The 23,752-nt window shown below is 53.2% G+C and carries 1 protein-coding gene; it reads left to right on the plus strand.

Annotation, left to right across the window (positions count from 1 at the left end; genetic code table 11):
* On the plus strand, positions 1-23,752 hold a 23,752-nt coding region (locus JO375_RS08730), incomplete at both ends, for a non-ribosomal peptide synthase/polyketide synthase (RefSeq protein WP_322098716.1).

Here is a 23,752-nt window from a genome sequence, read left to right on the forward strand (position 1 = left end):
CGTTCGATGCAGTTGCAGCCTGTCGGGGCGTGGGGAGAGCTGATCGTCGGCGGCGACGGGGTGGCACGCGGGTATCGCAACCGCCCTGACCTGACGGTTGAAAAGTTCATCGACAGCCCGTTTCGCAGTGGAGAACGCTGCTATCGCACAGGCGACCTGGTGCGCTGGAATGCGGACGGGACGCTGGAATACAAGGGCCGGATCGACGCCCAGGTCAAAATCCGGGGGTACCGGATCGAGCTGGGCGAGGTGGAAGCGCAGCTGCTGAAGCTGGAAGCAGTGCGAGAAGCCGTCGTGATCGCACGTGAGGACGAGCAGGGACAGAAGCAGCTGTGCGCCTATGTGGTGACCCATGCGGATGTAGCGGCAAACGAGCTGCGAAGCGGGCTGAACCAGGTGCTGCCAGGCTACATGGTGCCGTCGTATTTTGTGCAGCTGGAGCAATTGCCGCTGACGCAGAGCGGCAAGGTGGACAGCCGGGCGCTGCCGCAGCCGGAGGGACGTGTGGATTCCGGCGAGGACTATGTCGCAGCCCGTAATGATGTGGAGCGGACGCTGGTATCGGTCTGGCAATCGGTACTGGGTATCGAACAGATTGGCGTGCTGGATAACTTTTTCCACCTGGGAGGCGACTCGATCAAGGCCATTCAGGTGTCTTCAAGGCTGCTGCAAAACGGCTATAAGCTGGAAATGAGGGAACTGTTCCAATATCCGACCATTGCTGAGCTGAATGGCCGGGTGCAGCAGATGAGCCGTGTCTCGGACCAAGGGGAAGTCACGGGTGCAGTGGCATTAACGCCGATTCAGCACTGGTTTATTGAGCAGCAGCCGTCCAAGCCAGAACACTATAATCAGGCATTGATGCTGCATCGCGAGGATCGTATGGACGAGATAGCGCTTCGTCAGGCTTTGCAGCGGATGGTCGAGCATCACGACGCTTTGCGTATCGCATTCCGTCAGAATGCAGACGGCGGGTATGAAGCCTGGAACCGTGGCGTACAGGAAGGCGAGCTCTACAGTCTCGAAGTCGTGGACTTTACGAATGAGCCTGATTTTGCTTATGTGCTGGAGGCCAAAGCGGGCGAAATTCAAAGCAGTATCTGTCTGGAGGAAGGCCCTTTGGTGAAGCTGGCTCTGTTCCGCTGCGCTGATGGAGACCATTTGCTGATCGTGATCCATCATTTGGTGGTCGATGGTGTGTCTTGGCGTATTTTACTAGAGGACTTGGCGTCCGGCTATGAGCAAGCTTTACGGGGAGAGTCTGTCCGTTTGCCGAATAAGACGGATTCCTTCCGCCTGTGGGCTGATCAACTGTCAGCTTATGCGAGCAGCACCACATTGGAGAAGGAGCGTGCGTACTGGCAACAGCTAGAGCAGGCTGGGGTCACTCAAGCAGTATTACCGAAGGACTACACCCGCAAAACACAGGCCAAGCCTCAGCTACGCGACGATCGCACACTCACGGTGGCGTGGACGGCCCTGGAAACGGAGCAATTCTTGAAGCAGGCACACCGTGCCTACAATACGGAAGCAAACGACCTGCTACTGACAGCTCTGGGCACTGCTATTTATGAGTGGGCAGGCATCAGCCGGGTTCTGGTCAATCTGGAGGGTCATGGACGGGAAGCCATTTTGCCTGATATGGATATTACGCGTACAGTTGGCTGGTTTACCAGCCAATTCCCGGTTGTGCTGGATATGGACGAGGACCGGGATGTGGGACGGCGTATCAAGAATGTCAAGGAAGGTCTGCGCCGTTTGCCGCATAAAGGGATTGGATATGGAATTTTGAGATATCTTTCTGCAATCGGGGAAGAGGAAGCGCCTTTTGCTGTCGAGCCGGAAATCAGCTTTAACTATCTCGGACAATTTGATCAGGATTTGAAAAACAATGCATTCCGCATGTCCCCTTTTTCCATCGGGGCTTCCATTAGTGATACGTTGACCAAGCGATACGCGCTTGATATCAACGGCATGATCACGGACGGTGTGCTGGAACTGACGATCAGCTACAGCAGTAAAACATTCATGAAAAAATCCATCAAACGACTGGCTGGTCTGCTGCAGGAAAGCTTCCGCCAGGTATTGGCTCATTGCATGGAAAAAGAGCTGCCGGAGCTGACACCAAGTGATCTGTCTTTCCAAGGACTGACGGCTGGAGAACTGGAGCACATTGTAGCGCAAACCGCTGCTGCAGGAGAACTGGAAAACATTTATTCGCTGACGCCAATGCAAAAGGGAATCCTGTTCCACGGCTTGATGGAGCCGCAATCGGGAGCGTATTTTGAGCAGGCGACCTTTGATCTGCAAGGAAGCTTCCAGGTGGATGCATTTGCCGAAAGTCTGAATCTGCTGGTGGATCGCCATCAAATTTTCAGAACGAACTTTTATAGCGGATGGCATGAGCAGCCTTTGCAGGTTGTGTACCGCCATAAGGCTGCCGATTTCCGCTTTGAAGATGTGCGTTCGATGAAGCAAGAGGAGCTGGGCGCGTACATTGCTGATTTTGTAAAGCGTGACCAAGCCGAAGGCTTTCATTTCAGTTCAGGCGGGCTGATGAGAGTATCCATCTTGCGTACGGGTGAGGAGTCTTACCGCTTTGTATGGAGCTTCCATCATATTTTGATGGACGGATGGTGCTTGTTCCTGGTTGTCGGGGAAGCATTCCAGACGTACTTTGCCCTGCTCGAAGGCAGCAAGCCGGAGCTTGCACTGGTAACACCATACAGCGAGTATATTGAATGGCTGGAACGGCAGAACAATTCGGAAGCAGAACGGTTCTGGAGCGGCTATTTTGCTGGCTTTGAGCAGCAAACGGTGCTACCGCAGGCGAAGCAGCTGGATAGTCACGCCAAGGGATATGAAGCGGACAAGCTTTCGTTTACGCTCAGCCGTGAATTGACGGAACAGATGAACAGGCTGGTCAAGCAGCAGCAGGTGACGGTCAATACGCTGCTGCAAGCGGCGTGGGGCGTTGTGCTGCAACGGTATAACAATAGCCGTGACGTTGTATTTGGCAGTGTCGTATCCGGTAGATCTGCGGATATTCCAGGCATCGATAAGATGATCGGTTTGTTCATTAACACCGTTCCAGTGCGGATTCATAGCGGCAAAGATGTTACGTTCGCCAGGCTGATGAAGCAGATACAGGAGCAGGCGCTTGCTTCCCGTGCTTATGAAACCTATCCGTTGTATGAAATTCAGGCCCTGACAGAGCAGAAGCAGGACCTGGTGAACCATATTATGGTGTTTGAAAACTATCCGGTGGAACAGCGGATGGAGCAAATGGGCGGCCGCGATACGAACGGTTTTGCCATCGCCAATGCTTCCATGTCGGAGCAAACGAACTATGATTTCAACATTACGATTGTGCCGGGCAATGAAATCGGTATTCATTTGGAATACAACGCGCTGGTGTTTGAGCGCGCGGCTGTGGAGCAAATCCGTGAGCATTTGCTGCATATCATTGAGGAAGCCATCTATAGACCGGATGCGCTGGTCGATGAGCTTGAGCTGGTGACTGCTGAGGAAAAGGCGAAAATCATCGACGGGTTTGGTTCAGTCGGCGTGTCTGCGTGGAGTGATGCGAAGGAAGCAGTAATGTTGTTCCACCCTTATGTAGAAGAACAGGCACAGCTTGTACCGGACCATGTGGCAGTAGTATACGAGGAGCAACAGCTTACGTACCGCGAGCTGAACGAGCGTGCGAACCAATTGGCCCGCCGGTTGCGGAATGAGGGCATTGGCCGCGAGTCGATTGTTGGCATTTTGAGTGAACGCTCGGTGGACATGCTGGTTGGCGTACTGGCGGTATGGAAGGCCGGAGGGGCGTATGTGCCGATCGATGCCGATTATCCGTCTGAGCGAATCCGCTTTATGCTAGAGGACAGTGGGGTGACGGTGCTGCTGACTCAAACCGGCTTGCAGGAGCGTGCGCAGGTATGGCTGGAGGAAAGCGGGTGGGCTTTAGCGGGAGCGAATTCGGAAGGCCAACTGGAAACGGCGGTTAGTGCTGAAACATTGGAACAGGATATGGATATGGATACGTATGCGCTCAGTGGAGACCTGAGCCCTTTAAAATTAGCTTCGCCAATTGACAGCGAAGCAGTATCCGAACCCGCAGCCGGGCTGCGTCTGCATACGGTGCTGGCGCTGGACGATGAGTCGCTGTATACCGGGGATACCACGGATATCGAGCACATCAACGAGCCGCAGGATTTGGCGTATGTGATCTACACCTCCGGGACAACGGGACGTCCAAAGGGTGTCATGATCGAGCACCGCAGCCTGGTGAATACGGCTGCGGCGTATCGCCGGGATTACCGTCTGAGCCAGTTCCCGGTACGGCTGCTGCAACTGGCGAGCTTCTCCTTCGACGTGTTCGTCGGCGATATCGCACGGGCGCTCTATAACGGCGGCACGATGGTCATCTGCCCGAAAGATGACCGGATTGATCCGAGCCGTCTGCATGGCTGGATTCGCGATTACCAGATTACCGTGTTCGAATCGACACCAGCCCTGATCGTACCGTTTATGCAGCATGTGTACGAACACGGACTGGACATGAGCAGTCTGGAATTGCTGATCACCAGCTCGGACAGCTGCAGCGTCACGGACTACCGGGTGCTGCAGGAACGGTTTGGCACGGATATTCGCATTATTAACAGCTACGGTGTCACGGAGGCTGCAATCGACTCCAGCTTTTACGACGAAGAACTGTCGAAGCTGCCAGGCAGCGGCCATGTGCCGATAGGCCAGGCGTGGCTGAATGCCCGCTTCTACATCGTGGACAGCCAGCTGAATCCGGTGCCGATTGGCGTACTGGGCGAGCTGTGCATCGGCGGAGTCGGAGTGGCGCGCGGGTACCTGAACCGTGCGGAGTTGACGGCAGAGAAATTCGTGGCCAATCCATATGTGACGGGTGAACGTCTGTACCGCACAGGCGACTTGGCGCGGTGGATGCCGGACGGGAATGTGGACTTTATCGGCCGGATGGACTATCAGGTGAAAATCCGGGGCTACCGGATCGAACTGGGCGAGATCGAAACGGCAATCCAGCAGGTGCCGGGTGTGCGCCAAGCGGTGGTGATCGATCGGACGGATGAGCGCGGGCACAAGTATCTGTGCGGATATCTCACCGGAGAAGCGGAGCTGCGGCTGGAGGAGGTACAGGCCGAGCTGGAAGCCGGGCTGCCAGCGCACATGGTGCCCGCACGCCTGATGCGCCTGGAGGCGATTCCGCTAACGAGCAACGGCAAAATCGACCGCAAGGCCCTGCCGGAACCGGAAGGCAGCATTCATACTGGCGCAGCCTATGTGGCACCGCGTACCACGGCCGAACAGGTACTGGCTACGGTATGGGCCGGAGTCCTTGGTGTGGAAGCGGTAGGCACGCAGGATAACTTCTTCGAGCTGGGCGGCGATTCGATCAAGGCCTTGCAGGTATCGTCCCGCTTGCTGCAGGCAGGCTATCGACTGGACATGAAGGACCTGTTCAGCAATCCGACGGTGGCGTCGCTTAGTCCTTTGCTTCGTACAGACGGCAAAATCACCAGCCAGGAAGATACAGCAGGCAAGGTGGAGCTGACACCTATTCAACAGTGGTTCTTTGAGCAGCAACCGGCTGATCTGTATCACAGCAACCAGGCGATGATGATGTATCGAGCTGGACGATTTGACGTAAACGCGCTGCGCCACACGATGGAACGCATAGTCCAGCATCATGATGCATTGCGTACCGTATTCTGCGAGACAGAGCATGGCTATGAAGCCTGGAACCGCAGTGTGGAGGAAGGTGAGCTGTATGCACTGGACATTGTGAATTTCAGCGGGGTTGAAGACGAATCTGCGGCTGTGGAAGCCAAGGCGAGTGAAATTCAAGCCAGCATTCGATTGAGCGAAGGACCTCTGGTGAAGCTCGGCTTATTCCAATGCGCCCAAGGTGATCATTTGTTGATCGTCATTCACCATCTGGTTGTGGACGGTGTATCATGGCGTATTTTGCTGGAGGATTTGGCGTCCGGTTATGAACAGGCTGTCGCAGGGAAAACGGGCAAAGCCATTCGACTGCCGCATAAAACCGATTCGTTCCAGACCTGGGCCGAGCATCTGTCAGCCTATGCGAACAGCACGATGATGGAGCAGGAGCTTGCTTACTGGCAATATATCGAGCAAGTGGAAGCAAGCCTGGTGAAGCCATTGCCGAAGGATTATACCGCTGATAAAGCCCTGCTTAAAGACAGTGAGGTGGTAACTGTCCGTTGGACGAAGCAGGAAACGGATCTGCTGCTCAAGCAGGCTCACCGCGCGTATAACACGGAAATGAATGATCTGCTGCTGGCTGCGCTCGGCAAAGCCGTATATGAATGGTCCGGTTCCGAACGGGTGCTGATCAATCTGGAGGGCCATGGACGGGAGGCCATTTTACCGGATGTGGATATTACACGGACGATTGGCTGGTTTACAAGCCAGTTCCCGGTTGTACTGGATGGAAGTCTGGGACATGGCGGCAATACCGCCCGTTTGATCAAACAGGTCAAGGAAGGGCTGCGCCATATCCCGCAAAAAGGCATTGGCTACGGTATTTTGCGGTACTTGTCAAATACGGATGCTTTTGCGCAAGCAGGCGTGAAGCTTCGGGCCGAGCCAGAGATCAGCTTTAACTATCTGGGACAATTCGATCAGGATTATAAAGGCAATGATCTGCAGCCTTCCTCCTACTCCATCGGTGTGCCTGTCAGCACAAATGCGGCTATGGATTTTGCGCTCGATATCAATGGCGTAATCGAGGATGGCGAGCTGCTCTTCGCCATTCGTTACGGCACAACGCAATTCCGTCATGAAACGATTGCACGGCTAGGAGAGCTGCTGGCAGCTGGCTTGCGTGAGGTGATTAGCCATTGTGTCGCCCAGGAAAGAACGGTATTGACGCCAAGTGATGTTCTGGTAAATAACGTAACGCTGGATGAGCTGGAGCAGTTGGTGGAAGATACGCGGGATCTGGGTGAGCTGGAAAATGTGTATGCCTTAACGCCGATGCAAAAGGGCATGCTTTTCTACAGTCTGATGGACGCGGATTCTACGGCTTATTTTGAGCAGGCGACCTTTGAATTGAACGGACGTTTTGATGTGGTTGCTTTCGGCAAAAGCTTGGATCTGCTTGTACAACGTCATGAGGCACTGCGGACGAACTTTATCAGTTCCTGGAAGGATGAGCCTGTACAGGTCGTCTTCCGCAGCCGGAGCGGAGCATTGTATTACGAAGATTTGCGCGGACTGGAAAAAGAGGAACGTGAAGCTTATGTTGAAGCTTTTATCCTTGCAGATAAAGGCAAAGGATTCCGTCTGGCAGAGGATGCGCTCATTCGTGTTTCCATTTTACAAACGGGGGATGAAACATACCACTTTATTTGGAGCTTCCATCACATTTTGATGGATGGCTGGTGCTTGTCCTTTATGACGCAGGAGGTATTTGGCAGCTATCTGGCACTCCGTGCAGGTCAGGAACCGGTACTGGAGCCTGTCACGCCGTTCAGCCGCTTTATTGAATGGCTGGAGCATCAGGACCGTGAGGCGTCCCTACAATACTGGAGCGGATATTTGGCAGACTACGAGCAGCAAATTACACTTCCGCAGCAAAAAAACCAGCCTGCATCCATACAAGCCGGGGAATATGTTGCCGGTGAGCTGGAATGTGACTTCCAGCCGGAGCTGGTGGCTCAGATAGAGCGGGTGGCGAAGCAAAATCAGGTGACGATCAACACACTGATTCAGACGGTATGGGGTGTGCTGCTGCAAAAATATAACAACAGTGCGGATGTCGTGTTTGGCAGCGTAGTGTCCGGTCGTCCAGGCGATATTCCGGGTGTGGAGCGTATGATCGGATTGTTCATTAATACGATTCCAGTGCGTGTGCAGTCAGAAAAGGGCGAAGCCTTTGTCGAACTGATGAAGCGAACACAACGACAGGCGCTGGCCTCCAATGCCTATGACGCATTCCCGCTGTATGAAATTCAGGCGCTGACCGAGCAAAAGCAGGATTTGATCAACCATATTATGGTATTTGAAAATTATCCGGTGGAGCAACAGGTAGAACAGCTGGGAAATGAAGGACAGGAACCATTCACGATTTCGAATGTGGTGGCTACAGAGCAGACCAACTACGATCTGAACGTCGTCGTTATGCCGGGAGAAGGCATCCGGATTCGCTTTATGTATAACGCGCTCTGCTTTGATCAAGCAGGTATTGAGCGTCTGCATGGACATTTTGCGCGTCTGCTGGAACAAATATCGCTTAACCCGCAGGTTCGCGTCGAAGAGCTGGAATTGGTCACAGCCGCGGAAAAACAACAGATTGCAGCGGCATTTAATGATACCGCTTCTGAATATCCGCGCAATCAGACGATCCAAAAGCTGTTTGAAGAGCAGGCTGAGCGCACGCCTGATCATTTGGCCATAGCTTTGAGACATCAATCCTTGACCTACCGGGAGTTGAATAAGGCGGCCAATCGATTAGCACACACGCTGCGGGATGCAGGGGTCAATGCCGATGAGCCTGTCGGCATTCTGACAGAGCGCTCGATGGATATGATCATCGGCACGCTGGCTATTTTGAAGGCCGGAGGTGCATATGTACCGATCGACCCTCAATATCCGGAAGACCGCATCCGTTATATGCTGGAGGATTCGGGAGCCAAGCTGCTGCTGGCTCAGCAGGATTTGCTGGACCGCTGCTATTTTGACGAACAGATTGTCGATCTGAATGATGAAGCGTCTTACAGCCCGGATGACTCCAATCCGGAGATTGCTGGCGCGGGCCATCATGCCGCTTATGTTATTTATACCTCAGGCTCCACAGGCAAGCCGAAGGGCGTAGTCGTTGAGCACCAAAGTGTGCTGCGTCTCGTGCGCAATACGGATTATGTGCCGTTTGATGAATCAACGCGAATGCTGCAGACCTGCGCGTTTGTATTTGATGTATCTACGTTTGAAATTTGGGGCGCGCTGCTGAACGGCGGTCAGCTGGTGCTTGTGCACAAGGATGATCTGTTGGATGCAGCCAAGCTCAAGGAGAGAATACGGGATCATCGCATCACGATGATGTGGCTGACGACTCCTTTATTCAATCAGCTTTCGCAGCAGGACAGTAAAATGTTCGGCGATGTGGAGTATTTGCTGGTCGGAGGCGATGTGCTGTCCGCACCGCATATTAACCGGGTACTGCGTGATAATCCGGGTATGAATATTATCAACGGTTATGGGCCAACGGAAAATACAACCTTTTCGACGACGTATCACATTACAGAAGAACAGCTGGATTCTGTGCCGATCGGTCGTCCAATCCGTAATTCGACGGCGTATGTTGTCGACTCAGCGTTCCATCTTCAGCCGGTTGGAGCTTGGGGTGAACTGGTTGTCGGCGGAGACGGGGTTGCACGCGGCTACCTGAACCGTCCTGAGCTGACGGCTGAAAGATTCCTGCCCAATCCTTGGGTGGAGGGAGACCGTCTGTATTGCACGGGTGACCTTGTCCGCTGGCGTGAGGACGGCATCTTGGAATATGCCGGACGGATTGACCAACAAGTAAAAATTCGTGGCTACCGGATTGAGCTGGGTGAAGTGGAGACTGAGCTGTTAAATATCGATTCCATTCGGGAAGCTGTTGTGTTGGCACGTGAGGATGAATTGGGGCAAAAGGTGCTGTGCGCGTACTACACCTCTGATCGGGAATGGAGTACAGGAGAGCTGAGAAATGTGCTGGCCCAGGAAATTCCGGGCTATATGGTGCCGTCTTATTTCCTTCATCTGGAGCAGATTCCACTGACGGTTAACGGCAAGGTGGATCGCAAAGCACTGCCAGCGCCGGAAAGCGAACTTCAGACCGGAATCGAGTTCGTGGCACCGCAAACAGCAGCGGAGCAGGCGCTCGCGGCTGTTTGGCAAGCCGTGCTCGGTGCTGGACAGATCAGTGTGCTGGATAATTTCTTTGATCTGGGCGGCGATTCGATTAAAGCGATTCAGTTCTCCTCCAGACTGCTTCAAGCCGGATACAAAATGGATATGAAAGATTTGTTCAAATATCCGAGTGTAAAGGAACTGGCTCCGCATCTGCGTCTGGCGGATAAGAAAAGAGCCGAGCAAGGCGAAGTTACAGGGAAAGTGGCGCTGACGCCGATACAATACTGGTTTGCAGAGCAGGAGCAAGCGGACGACTATCACTTTAATCAGGCAGTCATGCTGCACCGGGAGAAGGGCTTTGATGAATCCGCTCTGCGTCAGGCGCTTCACAAGCTGACAGAGCATCACGATGCCCTGCGGATGGTGTTCAGCAAGACCGAGGAAGGCTATGAAGCATGGAACCGGGGATTACAGGAAGGTGAGCTGTATCACCTGGACGTGCTGGACTTTGCAGATTTGACGGATGAAGCCTTGCTCAGCGCAGCGATCGAGGCGAAAGCCAGCGAAATTCAGAGCAGTATCCGTCTGCATGAAGGACCGCTTTTCAAAGCTGGCCTGTTCCACTGTGCTGATGGGGATCATCTGCTGCTGGCGATTCACCATTTGGTGGTGGACGGAGTATCGTGGCGCATTTTGTTTGAGGATTTGGCTGCAGCCTATGAACAGGCCATCAATCAGGAAGTGCTTCAGCTGCCAGACAAAACGGATTCCTTCCGTTCATGGTCTCAAAGGCTGATCACTTTTGCGAATAGTCCGGCAATGGAAAGTGAACGCACCTACTGGGAGCAATTGAACGCATCCGCTTTGGCTGATCAAGCACGCTTGCCTGAGGATCAAACACAGGCTGGCAGATTTACCTTGGCTGACACAGACACAGTAGTCGTCAAGCTTACGAAAGAAGAAACAAACCGGCTATTGAAGCAGGCATATCGCGCATATAACACGGAAGTGAACGATCTGCTTCTGACTGCACTGGGCATGATGCTGTACACATGGACTGGTCATGAGCGCAGTCTGATCAATCTGGAGGGGCACGGACGTGAGGATATTTTACCGGATACGGACGTTTCTCGTACTGTAGGCTGGTTTACGAGTCAATATCCGGTGCTGCTGGACCTCGGCCATGATCATACGCTGTCGGGACGCATCAAACAAGTCAAAGAGAGCCTGCGTCGCATCCCGAATAAAGGAATCGGCTACGGTATTTGGCGACATCTGAGTGAATCCGGTCAGGCCGTAGGTCAAACCGGTGCAGGTTACGCCGAGCCCCAAGTGAGCTTTAACTATCTCGGACAGTTTGATCAGGACTTGCACAACAGTGATACTCGTATGTCCCCTTTTCCGATTGGATCGGTCGTCAGTGATCGGACGAAGATGAAATATGCTCTTGATGTGGGTGGTCTCGTAACGAACGGCAAACTGGAGCTGGACATTCGGTATAACGGCAAGGCCTTCCGCAAGGACACGATTCAAATGCTGGCTGACTTATTAAAAGCAAACCTGCTTGAAATTATCGAGCATTGTGTCACACGGGAGCGGACTGAATTGACTCCAAGCGATGTACTGTTAAAAGGCCTGACGCTGGAGCAATTAGCCACCATTATGAAGCAGACCAAAGACGTTGGAGAATTGGAGAATGTATATCCGTTAACGCCAATGCAAAAGGGTATGCTGTTCCATAGTCTGATGAATGCAGAATCAGGCGTGTATTTTGAACAGGCGACGTTTGAGCTGGAAGGACATTTCGAGCCGGATGTATTTGAGACAAGTCTGAATTTGCTGATAAGCCGGCATGCGATATTGCGGACGAACTTCTATAGTGGCTGGCATGGTCAACCGCTGCAGATTGTCTACCGCCATAAAAAGCCGGTCTTCCATTATGAGGATGTCAGAGGGCGTAAAGACGCGACAGCTGAATTTGCGGCTCGGGATAAAGCTCAAAACTTTGATTTAGGCAAGGATGCGCTTATGCGCGTTGCTGTCTTCCGAACGGCAGATAGCTCATACCGTTTTGTGTGGAGCTTCCATCACATCGTGATGGACGGCTGGTGCTTGTCGTTAGTGACAGAAGAAGTGTTCGGTGCATATTTGTCCCTGAAGGAGAAGAAGCAGCCGGTGTTGGCACCTGTCAAGCCGTATAGCCATTATATTGAATGGCTGGAACGGCAGGATGCGCAGGAAGCGACCCGTTATTGGAGCGGCTATCTGGCTGGCTTTGAGCAGAAGACCGTGTTGCCTGGGGAAAATATACAGGTATCTGTAAAACGGGCTGAGGATACGGACGGAAGCGGTGTAGTCTCCCAGTCTGGATATGTTTCGGAAAAGCTGTCATTTGCACTGGGCAAAGAGCGGAGCGCAGTACTGAACGAAATTGCGAAGCAGCAACAGGTAACGATTAATACACTGCTGCAAAGCGTCTGGGGCGTTATTTTACAGAAATACAATAATAATCAGGATGTTGTGTTTGGCAGTGTTGTATCCGGGCGTCCGGCAGAAATTCCGGGTGTGGAAAACATGATCGGGTTGTTCATCAATACGATTCCGGTTCGCATCGACAGTGAGCAGGATGCTACGTTCGCTGAAATATTGCAGCGTACACAGGAGCAGGCTTTGGCCTCCGGTGCATATGACACGTTCCCGCTGTACGAAATACAGGCGCTGACCGAACAGAAGCAAGACCTGATTCATCATATTATGATATTTGAAAACTTCCCGATCGGTCAGCAGATCAGCCAGGCGACCGGCTCCGGCGAGACAGGTACAGAGGTTGGTTTGTCCATAACAAACGTGGCTATTGCAGAGCAAACCAACTTTGATTTTAACCTGGTTGTAGTGCCTGACGAGGATATTTCCATCTTGTTTGAGTACAATGCCCTGGTTTATAACCGTTCAGCCATGCAGCGTATCCAAGGCCATATCGACCATGTCATCGGACAAATTGTGGACAATCCGCATATCCGTGTGAATGAGATGGAACTGGTGACACCGGAAGAACAGACGCAGATCGTTCAGGTGTGGGGAGATACGGCGGCAGCCTATCCGCAGGATCAGACGTTAAGTGTGGTGTTCGAGGAACAGGCGGCACGGACACCGGATCAGGTGGCATTGGTGTTTGGAAATCAGAGTCTGACTTATCGGGAGCTGAATGAACGGGCCAACTCATTGGCACGAATGCTTCAAACACAGGGCGTAGGACCTGACAAACTGGTCGGCTTGATGGTGCAGCGCTCAGTGGAAATGATCGTCGGTCTCCTGGCGGTGCTAAAAGCAGGCGGTGCTTATGTGCCGATCGATCCCGAATTTCCGTCAACTCGCATTAAATACATGCTGGAAGACAGCGAGGCCGCAGTGCTGCTGACCAGTCGTGATCTGGCAGAAAAGCACCAGTGCAACGCCAATGCCATGTTTCTAGAGGATGCGGAATTGTATCAGGGAGAAAGCGCCAACCTGGGGGCGATTGCCCGCCCAGAGCATTTGGCTTACGTCATCTATACCTCAGGATCGACTGGGAACCCGAAAGGAGTTATGCTCCAACATCGCTCGGTACTCAACTTTATCACAGGGATGCGCGAGATCATCAACTTTGAAGCGGACAAAACCATTTTGTCACTCACGACCATTTCATTCGATATCTTTGTCTTAGAAACCATCCTGCCACTGTTGGGTGGAATGACGGTTGTGCTTGGCGACCGCCAGCATCAGACAGATCCTCAGGCGCTTGTCGAATTGATTGCTCATCATCATATTGACATGTTGCAAATGACACCATCGCGGCTGCAAATGCTGCTGGGTCATGAAGCAGGTTCCCGCGCGCTGCGCAGCGTGAAGGAAATTATGGTCGGGGGTGAAGCACTTCCGTCCAAGCTGCTGGCAGCGCTGCAAGAAATAAACGGTCCCCGTATATATAACATGTACGGACCTACAGAAACGACGGTTTGGTCAGCCGTACAGGAACTGACGCATGCTAGGCAAATCAATATTGGACGTCCTATCGCCAATACACAAATATATATCCTGAATGCGAATGGGAGAATGCAGCCGGTCGGTGTACCGGGCGAGTTGTGTATTGCAGGGGAAGGATTGGCCTATGGTTATTGGAAACGCGAAGAACTGACGGCAGAGAAATTTGTGAATAATCCGTTTGCCGGAGGCAAAGCAGGCTATGAGCGGATGTACCGTACAGGCGATTTGGCGAGATGGTTGCCGGATGGCAACATCGAATATTTGGGCCGGATGGACCATCAGGTAAAAATCCGGGGTTACCGGATCGAACTGGGCGAGGTCGAATCGCAGCTGCTCAATGTGGAGTCAGTACGAGAAGCTGTAGTCATGGCCCGTGCGGACGAAACCGGCCAAAAACAACTAGTGGCGTACTACGTCGCGAGTCAAGAGCTTGGAGCCGGTGAGCTGAGATATGAGCTGGGGCAGGGGCTGCCAAGTTATATGGTGCCGTCGTATTTCATCCAGCTGGAGCAAATGCCGCTGACACCAAACGGCAAAATCGACCGCAAGGCCCTGCCGGCACCGGAAGGCAGCCTGCAAAGCGGAGCCGACTATGCCGAGCCGCGCACCGCGCCGGAACGGGCTTTGGTAGCGGTCTGGCAGGCCGTTCTGGGCGTGCAGACGGTCGGTATTTTGGACAATTTCTTTGATCTGGGCGGCGATTCCATCAAAGCGATTCAAATCGCATCCCGTGTATTCCAGACCGGCTACAAGCTGGATATGAAGGATTTGTTCCAATATCCAACAATCGCTGGGCTGGCACCGCATATGCACGAAGTGAGCCGCGTGGCAGACCAAGGAGAAGTGAGCGGGGAAACGGCGCTGCTGCCGATCCAGCACTGGTTCTTTGCCCAGGAGCGCGAGCGTCCGCAGCACTTTAATCAGGCGGTTATGCTCTATCGCGCCACAGGCTTTAAGGAGGCAGCGGTTCGTCAGGTGATGGACCACATCGTGCAGCATCATGATGCGCTGCGTGCGGTTTTCCGTCCGAATGCCTCAGGTTACGCAGCTTGGATACGCCGTGTGGAGGAAGGCGCGTTGTATACGCTGGAGACCGTGGACTACCGTAAACGGACGACTTATGCGGAGGCGCTGGAGGCGAAAGCAACGGAGATCCAAAGCAGCATCGACCTGTCCGCGGGACCGTTGGTCAAGCTCGGACTGTTCCGCACAACCGGAGGCGATCATCTGCTGATAGCCATTCACCATTTGGTAATGGACGGGGTGTCGTGGCGGATTCTGTTTGAGGATTTCGCTACAGGCTACGAGCAAGCGATGAAGGGTGAGCCCGTACGATTGCCTTATAAAACGGATTCCTTCCAAACGTGGGCACGCGAGTTGATGGCTTATACTCACCGTTCTGCGACTGTATCGGATGCGTCCTATTGGGAGCAGGTAGAGCAGGTCAAAGCCACGATTGCCTCGCTGCCTAAGGATTTTGTCTATGAAGGCTCCTTGAATGCTGACAGTGAAGTGCTGACGGTGGAGTGGAGCGAAGACGAAACCCGGCAGCTGTTGAAGCAGGCCCATCGAGCCTACAACACCGAGGTCAATGATTTGCTGCTGACCGCGCTGGGACTGGCGCTGCATAACTGGACAGGTGCAGACCAGGTCCTGGTGAACCTGGAGGGCCATGGCCGGGAAGCCATTTTGCCAGAGGTGGATGTCACACGTACGATCGGCTGGTTTACGAGCCTGTATCCGGTGGTGCTGGAGACAGGCAAGGACATGACCCTGGCAGAGCGGATCAAAGAAACGAAGGAAGGCCTGCGCCGGATTCCGCATAAAGGGCTGACCTATGGCATCTGGCGTTACCTGTCCCCTACGTCCACTGCTGATAAAGGGTGTACGACCGCAACAGAGCCGGAAATCAGCTTTAACTATTTGGGTCAGGTGGACGAGGATTTGCAAAACAACGGAATTACGTTGTCACCTTATAGTGCAGGCGAGACAGAGGATGCACATTCCCGTTTACCGTACACGCTGGATTTGAACGCAATGATCTCGGAAGGCACGCTGCGCTTGACGATCGCTTACAGCCGCAAGCAGTATCGCAAGGAAACGCTGGAACAGGTGGCGGGATTGCTGCATTCCGCCCTGCAAGAGGTAATTGCGCATTGCGCCCTTCAGGAACAGCCGGAGCTGACCCCGAGTGATGTGTCCTACAAAGGCCTGACGATTGGGGAGCTGGAGCAAATTGCAGACCAGGCTGCCCATGCTGGCGAACTGGAAAATGTATATGCACTGACCTCAATGCAGAAGGGCATGCTCTTTTACAATCTAATGGATTCACAATCAGGGGCGTATTTTGAACAGGCATCCTTTGATTTGCAAGGACCCTTTAATATGGCTGCGTTTGCGGCAAGTTTGGATCTATTGGTGCAGCGGCATACAGCACTGCGTACGAATTTCTACAGCGGCTGGAAGGATGAACCGCTTCAGGTCGTGTACAAGAATAAGCGCAGTGAGCTGTATGTTGAGGATTTGCGGGATATGGAGGAAGTGAAACAAAATGATTATATCCTCGAATTTGCACGCAAAGACAAGCAGAGAGGCTTTGATCTGGCGCAGGATGCATTGATGCGTGTCGCTGTTTTGCGCACAGGTGAGGATTCGTACCGTTTTGTATGGAGTTTCCATCATATCGTGATGGATGGCTGGTGCTTGTCGCTGGTGACAGGCGAAGTGTTTGCGGGCTATTTTGCGATACTGGCCCATAAGCAGCCGGAGCTGGCACCTGTAACACCATACAGTCAATATATCGAATGGCTGGAGCAGCAGGATCGTCAGGCTGCGTCCGGTTACTGGAGCAAGGTTCTGGAAGGGTACGAGGAACAGTCTCGCTTGCCACAGGCAAAAATTCAGGGCAAAACGGGGTATCAGGCAGAGCGTCTGGACTTTGACCTGGGTGTGGAACTAACGGCTGGCATTCAGCGAGTAGCCAAGCGTTATCAGGTAACCATCAATACGTTGATGCAGACCGTGTGGGGCATTTTGCTGCAAAAATATAACGGCACGAATGATGTGGTGTTTGGCAGTGTAGTATCCGGACGTCCAGCAGAAATTCCGAATGTGGAGCACATCATCGGTCTGTTTATCAATACGATCCCTGTACGCATCAGCACTCAAGAGGGCAGCTTGTTCTCGGACGTGATGAAGCAAAATCAGCAGCAATCCATTGCGTCCCGTGCCTACGATACGTACCCGCTGTATGAAATTCAGGGGTTGTCGGAGCTCAAGCAGGATTTGATCAATCATATTCTTATTTTCGAAAACTATCCGGTGGATGAACATATTGAGCAATTAGGCAACGGCCAACAATCCGGCTTCAGCATTACAGGAGTTGAGTCTGTCGAGCAGACCAACTATGACTTCAACCTGGTGGTGCTGCCGGGGAACACCATTCATATGAGCTTTGGTTATAATGCATTGGCCTTTGAACGTGAAAGTGTAGAGCAAATTCGCGGCCATCTGGTGCAGCTGCTGGAGCAGGTGGTAACGAACCCGGATGTTCGGGTACATGAGCTGGATATGGTAACCGCGCAGGAGCGTGAGCAAATCATCGAGGTTTGGGGCAATGCGGCGGCAGCGTATCCAAGCGAGCAAACGATTCACGGCTTGTTCGAGACGCAAGCAGCGCAGACACCAGAGCAGGCAGCGTTGTTCTTTGAAGGAGAGCGGCTGAGCTATCGCGAGCTGAACGAACGAGCCAACCGCCTGGCGCGTACCTTGCGCAGACAAGGCGTGACGAAAGATCATCTGGTGGGTCTGATGACCGAGCGTTCGGTGGATATGATTGTGGGCATCTTCGGGATTTTGAAGGCCGGAGGTGCATATGTCCCTATTGATCCGACGTATCCAGAGGAACGTATCCGCTACATGCTGGACGACTCGGGAGCGAAGCTGCTGTTGACGCAAAGCCATTTGGTGGACAAAGCCGCGTTTGATGGCCGCATGCTGGTCCTGGATGGAGCGCAGGACGTGTACCACGAGGATGGTTCCAATCCGGAGCCGTTGTCCGGTCCGAACGATCTGGCGTATGTGATCTATACGTCGGGCACAACGGGACAGCCGAAGGGTGTTATGCTGGAGCACCACGGTTTATGCAATCTGAAAACGTATTTTGATCAGACGCTTCAGATCAGTACGTCGGATCATACACTGCTGTTCGCCAGCTACTCGTTTGATGCGGCTTGCTGGGAAATCTTCCAGGCGCTGTTCTGTGGAGCAACGTTATACGTGCCAACGTCAGAGACGATTTTGAACTATGAGCGGTTTGAGCAATACATGTCGGATCACCGGATTACCGTAGCTGCCCTGCCGCCAACCTATGCGGTGTATCTGGAGCCGGGGCGGATGCCGAGCCTGCGCATTCTGTTCACGGCCGGTTCCGCTTCGTCGACAGAACTGGTATATAAGTGGAAGGATCAAGTAGCGTACTATAACGGCTACGGTCCGACCGAAAACTCGGTCGCGACGTCGATCTGGCCGGTGTCCGAGGATGCGAGAGCAGGACAACTGATTTCCATCGGACGTCCGATGCCGAACCACCGGGTATACATGGTGGATATACATGGACATCTGGCACCGGTGGGCGTAGCGGGTGAGCTGTGCGTGTCCGGTCCGGGTCTGGCCCGCGGCTATCTGGATCGTCCGGAGCTGACGGCCGAGAAATTTGTACCGAATCCGTTTGCAACTGGAGAAGCGGGCTATGAGCGGATGTACCGTACAGGTGACTTGGCGAGATGGATGCCGGACGGCAACATCGAATATTTGGGCCGGATCGACCATCAGGTAAAAATCCGCGGCTACCGGATCGAACTGGGCGAGGTCGAGGCACAAATTCTGAAAGTGGAAGACGTGCAAGAAGTCATCGTACTGGCACAGGCTGACGAGCAGGGGCAAAATCAACTGGTGGCGTACTATGTGGCCGAGCGGGAAGTGAGTGCAGGCGAACTGCGTGGCCTGCTGGGCGAGGAGCTTCCAAATTACATGGTGCCTTCGTATTTCATCCAGCTGGAGCAGATGCCGCTGACACCAAATGGAAAAATCGACCGTAAGGCCCTGCCGGCACCGGAAGGCAGCCTGCAAAGTGGAGCGAATTATGTAGAGCCGCGCACATCGCTGGAGCAGACGCTGGTTTCCGTTTGGCAGGCCGTGCTGGGCACGAAGAGAGTCGGGATTTTGGATAATTTCTTTGATCTGGGCGGCGATTCGATCAAGGCCATCCAGGTATCCTCCCGTTTGCTGCAAGCTGGCTACAAGCTGGAAATGAAGGATTTGTTCCAATATCCTTCCATATTGCTGCTAAGCGGACATGTGCATAAGGTCAGCCGCACTGCTGATCAGCGGGTAGTTTCTGGGGCAGTTAAATTGACCCCGATTCAGCAATGGTTCTTTGGACAATCATCAGCAGAGCCGCATTATTTCAACCAGTCGGTCATGCTGCATAGAGCGGAAGGCTTCAATGTAGACGCATTGCATCAAGCGGTGACCAAGGTTGCCGAACATCATGATGCCTTGCGTATGGTCTTCCGTCAGACTGAACAGGGCTACGAAGCCTGGAATCGTGACTTGAATGAAGGTCAGCTGTACAGTCTGGATGTTGTTGATCTGACGGGCTTCGAAGACACTGCGGACGTGGTGAACGCCATAGAAGTGAAAGCGAATGCCATTCAAAGCTCCATTCGTTTGGAAGAGGGACCACTGGTCAAGCTGGGACTGTTCCATTGCATAGATGGAGATCATTTGCTGATTGCGATTCACCATTTGGTGGTAGACGGCATTTCATGGCGGATTGTGTTTGAGGATTTTGCCACCGGATATGAGCAGGCGGTTCGGGGAGAAGCAATTCGTCTGCCATATAAAACGGACTCGTTCTCCGCTTGGGCTGAGCGGTTGTCTCAATATGCGAATAGTCCGGCCATCGAAAATGAACGCGAATACTGGCAGCGTCTTGCCAAAATAGAATTCGCATCGTTGCCTAAGGATCACGAGAGAGCGGAAGGACCGCATTATCCGCTGAGAGACAGTGAGACTGTAACGGTGGCCTGGAACGAGCAGGAAACACGACTGCTCCTTCAGGATGCACACCGTGCGTATAACACGGAGGTCAATGACCTGCTGTTAACTGCACTCGGTACGGCATTGTACAACTGGAGCGGTCAGAAGCGCGTACTGGTCAATCTGGAGGGTCATGGCCGGGAAGCCATCGTTCCGGATATCGACATCACACGTACAGTGGGCTGGTTTACAAGCCAGTATCCGGTGCTGCTCGATGTTGACGGAAAGGCAGAAGTAGGGCAGCGGATCAAACGGGTGAAGGAAGACCTGCGCCATGTCCCGTATAAGGGTATTGGCTACGGCATTTTGAAATATTTGTCTCAGGATGATGCCGAGCATTTCTTAACCTTGCAGCCTGAAATCAGTTTTAACTATTTGGGACAATTTGATCAGGATTTGGAAAACAGTGATATCGGTATGTCCTCACATACAGGTGGAGAGCCGATGAGTGACAGCACCCTTTTAGAGCATCCGCTGAATGTGAACGGCATGGTTACAGCAGGCGTGCTGACGCTGGAAATTCGCTATGACAGCAAGGTATATCATGGGCCAAACGTGAAACAGTTTGCGCGGCTGCTGCAGGAAAGCTTGCAGGAAGTGATCGTTCATTGCGCCTCCAAAGAGCGGAGTGAGTTGACACCAAGTGATGTATTGTTTAAAGGCTTGACATTGGAGCAGCTGGAGCAATTGACTGCGCAAACGGCTTCTGTCGGTGAACTGGAAAATGTGTATGCTCTTTCCCCAATGCAGAAGGGGATGCTTTTCCATAGTCTGATGGAGCCGGGGTCAGGCGCATACTTCCAGCAAGCGTCGTTTGATCAGCATGGCAGCTTTGATGTTGCTGTATTCCGTCAGAGCCTTGATCTGCTGACACAGCGGCATGAAGCGCTGCGGACGAACTTCCATATGTTTGAGACAGGCCGGAATCAGGAGCCATTGCAGATTGTGTTCCGTCACAAGGACAGCGATCTTTCCTTTGAGGATTTACGCGGAATGCAAAAAGCGGAACAACAGGCGTATATTCAGACGTTCAAGCTGCAGGATCAGGCGCGGGGCTTTGATCTCGGTACGGATGCGCTCATGCGCGTGCAGGTGTTGCAGACAGATGAACAGACATATCACCTGGTATGGAGCTTCCATCACATTGTAATGGATGGCTGGTGCCTGTCGCTGGTGACAGGCGAAGTGTTCGGTACGTACTTTGCACTGCTGGAGCATAAGCAGCCGGAGCTTGCTGCGATTACACCATACAGCCAATATATTGAATGGCTGAACCGTCAGGATGAGCGTGTGGCAAGAGACTACTGGAGCAGCTATTTGGCCGGATTTGAGCAGCAGACGTTGTTGCCTGGTTCGGATGCTTCAATGAAGGAGCAAGCGCTGGACAATAAGGAAAGTGCTGCCTCTGTTTCAGCAAGTGAGATTGTCGAATATGTTGCTGAAAAAATAACGGTTGATCTGGATCGAACGTGGAGCGAAGCCATGTACCGGATTGCGAAGCAGCAGCAGGTGACGATTAATACGCTGATGCAGACCGTGTGGGGCGTTATTTTGCAGAAATATAACAACAATGAGGATGTCGTATTCGGCAGTGTTGTATCTGGACGTCCGACGGATATTCCTGGTGTAGAGAACATGATCGGTCTGTTCATTAATACGATACCGGTTCGGATTCAAAGTGAACGGAATGCCACTTTTGTGGAAATGATGCGGAAAACGCAGGAGCAAGCACTGACCTCGGGCGCATATGACAGCTTCCCGCTGTATGAAATTCAGGCGCTGACCGAGCAGAAGCAAAATTTAATTAACCACATTATGGTATTTGAGAACTATCCGGTCGAGCAGCAAGTGGAGCAGCTCGGCGAGGTTCGTCCGTCTGCATTTGAAATTACGAATGTAGAGGTTGTTGAGCAAACGAACTATGATCTGGACTTGGTTGTGATGCCAGATGAAATTTTCCGCATCATGTTCAGATATAACGCGAACGTATACGATCGGTCTACGATAGAGCGTATGCAGGGACATGTACTGCATGTCATTGAACAAATGATCAACAATCCCCATATCCGTGTGAATGAGCTGGAACTGGTGACACCGGAAGAACAGACGCAGATCGTTCAGGTGTGGGGAGATACGGCGGCAGCCTATCCGCAGGATCAAACGTTAAGCTCCTTGTTCGAGCAGCAGGCAGCGAATACGCCGGATCAAGTAGCGGTGCTGTGCGGAGCAGAATCGTTGACCTATGCTGAGCTGAATGAGCGTGCGAACCGTCTGGCCCGGACGCTGCGTGCAGAAGGAGTTCAGCCGGATCAGCCGGTAGGCATTCTGGTGCAGCGCTCGCTGGAGATGATCGTAGGCATCTATGCGATCCTCAAGGCAGGCGGAGCCTACATGCCGATTGATCCGGAATACCCGGCGGACCGCATCCGCTTCATGCTGGAGGACTCGGGAGCGAAACTGGTGCTGACGCAAGCGCGTTTGGCCCAGCAAGCGCCCTTGAGCTTCGATGGCAAGGTGCTGGCGCTGGATCTGGATCTGGATCGTCCAGAGCAGGATGGCCAGGAGATGTACCACGAGGATGGCTCGAATCTGGAGCCGCTGAGCGGGTCGCACCATGTAGCCTATATCATCTACACCTCCGGTTCGACCGGAAAACCGAAGGGCGTGATGGTGGAGCATCATTCAGTTCTCAACCGAATTTTATGGATGCATGATCGTTACGGCTTGAGTGCAGAGGATACGATCCTGCAAAAAACGGCCTTCACGTTCGACGTGTCGGTGTGGGAGCTGTTCTGGTGGTCGATGGTTGGCTCGAAGGTGAGCCTGCTGCCCGTTGGCGGGGAAAAGAATCCGGAGGACATCGTCGACACAATTGCCCGCGATGGAGTAACCACCATGCACTTTGTGCCTGCTATGCTGCATGTGTTCCTGGAGTACGTGGAGCAACAGCCACGGGAAGTGATACAGGCGAAGCTGGGCACGCTGCGCCATGTATTTGCCAGCGGCGAAGCGTTGCCGCCACAGCATGTGGCTCGGTTCCAGCGGCTTGTGTCGAGCCTAGCTGGAGCGAAGCTTATCAACTTGTATGGCCCTACAGAAGCGACGGTGGACGTCTCGTACTTCGATTGCGAGCCAGGAGAGGACTATGCTGTCATTCCGATCGGAAAACCGATTCAGAACATTCGTCTGTACATCGTCAAGGAAGGCACGGAACAATTGCAGCCGATCGGGGTTGCAGGCGAGCTGTGCATCGGCGGTGTTGGTGTAGCCCGCGGCTATCTGAACCGACCGGAACTGACAGCCGAGAAATTTGTTACCGATCCGTTTGCGGGTGGCGAAGCAGGCTATGAGCGAATGTATCGTACAGGCGATTTGGCAAGATGGATGCCAGATGGCAACATCGAATATTTGGGCCGGATTGACCATCAGGTGAAAATCCGGGGGTACCGGATTGAGCTGGGCGAGGTGGAAGCGCAGCTGCTAAAAGTGGAGGCCATACGAGAAGCTGTCGTTACGGCACGAGCGGATGAAACGGGACAAAAACACATGGTGGCGTACTACGTGGCCGGGCAGGAGATGGGTGCCAGCGAGCTGAGAAGTGAGCTGGGCCGGGAGCTGCCAAGCTATATGGTGCCGTCGTATTTCATCCAGCTGGAGCAGATGCCGCTGACACCAAACGGCAAAATCGACCGCAAGGCCCTGCCGGCACCGGAAGGCAGCCTGCAAAGCG

The sequence above is a fragment of the Paenibacillus farraposensis genome (genome assembly GCF_020736845.1).
GTDB classification, from domain to species: Bacteria; Bacillota; Bacilli; order Paenibacillales; family Paenibacillaceae; genus Paenibacillus; species Paenibacillus farraposensis.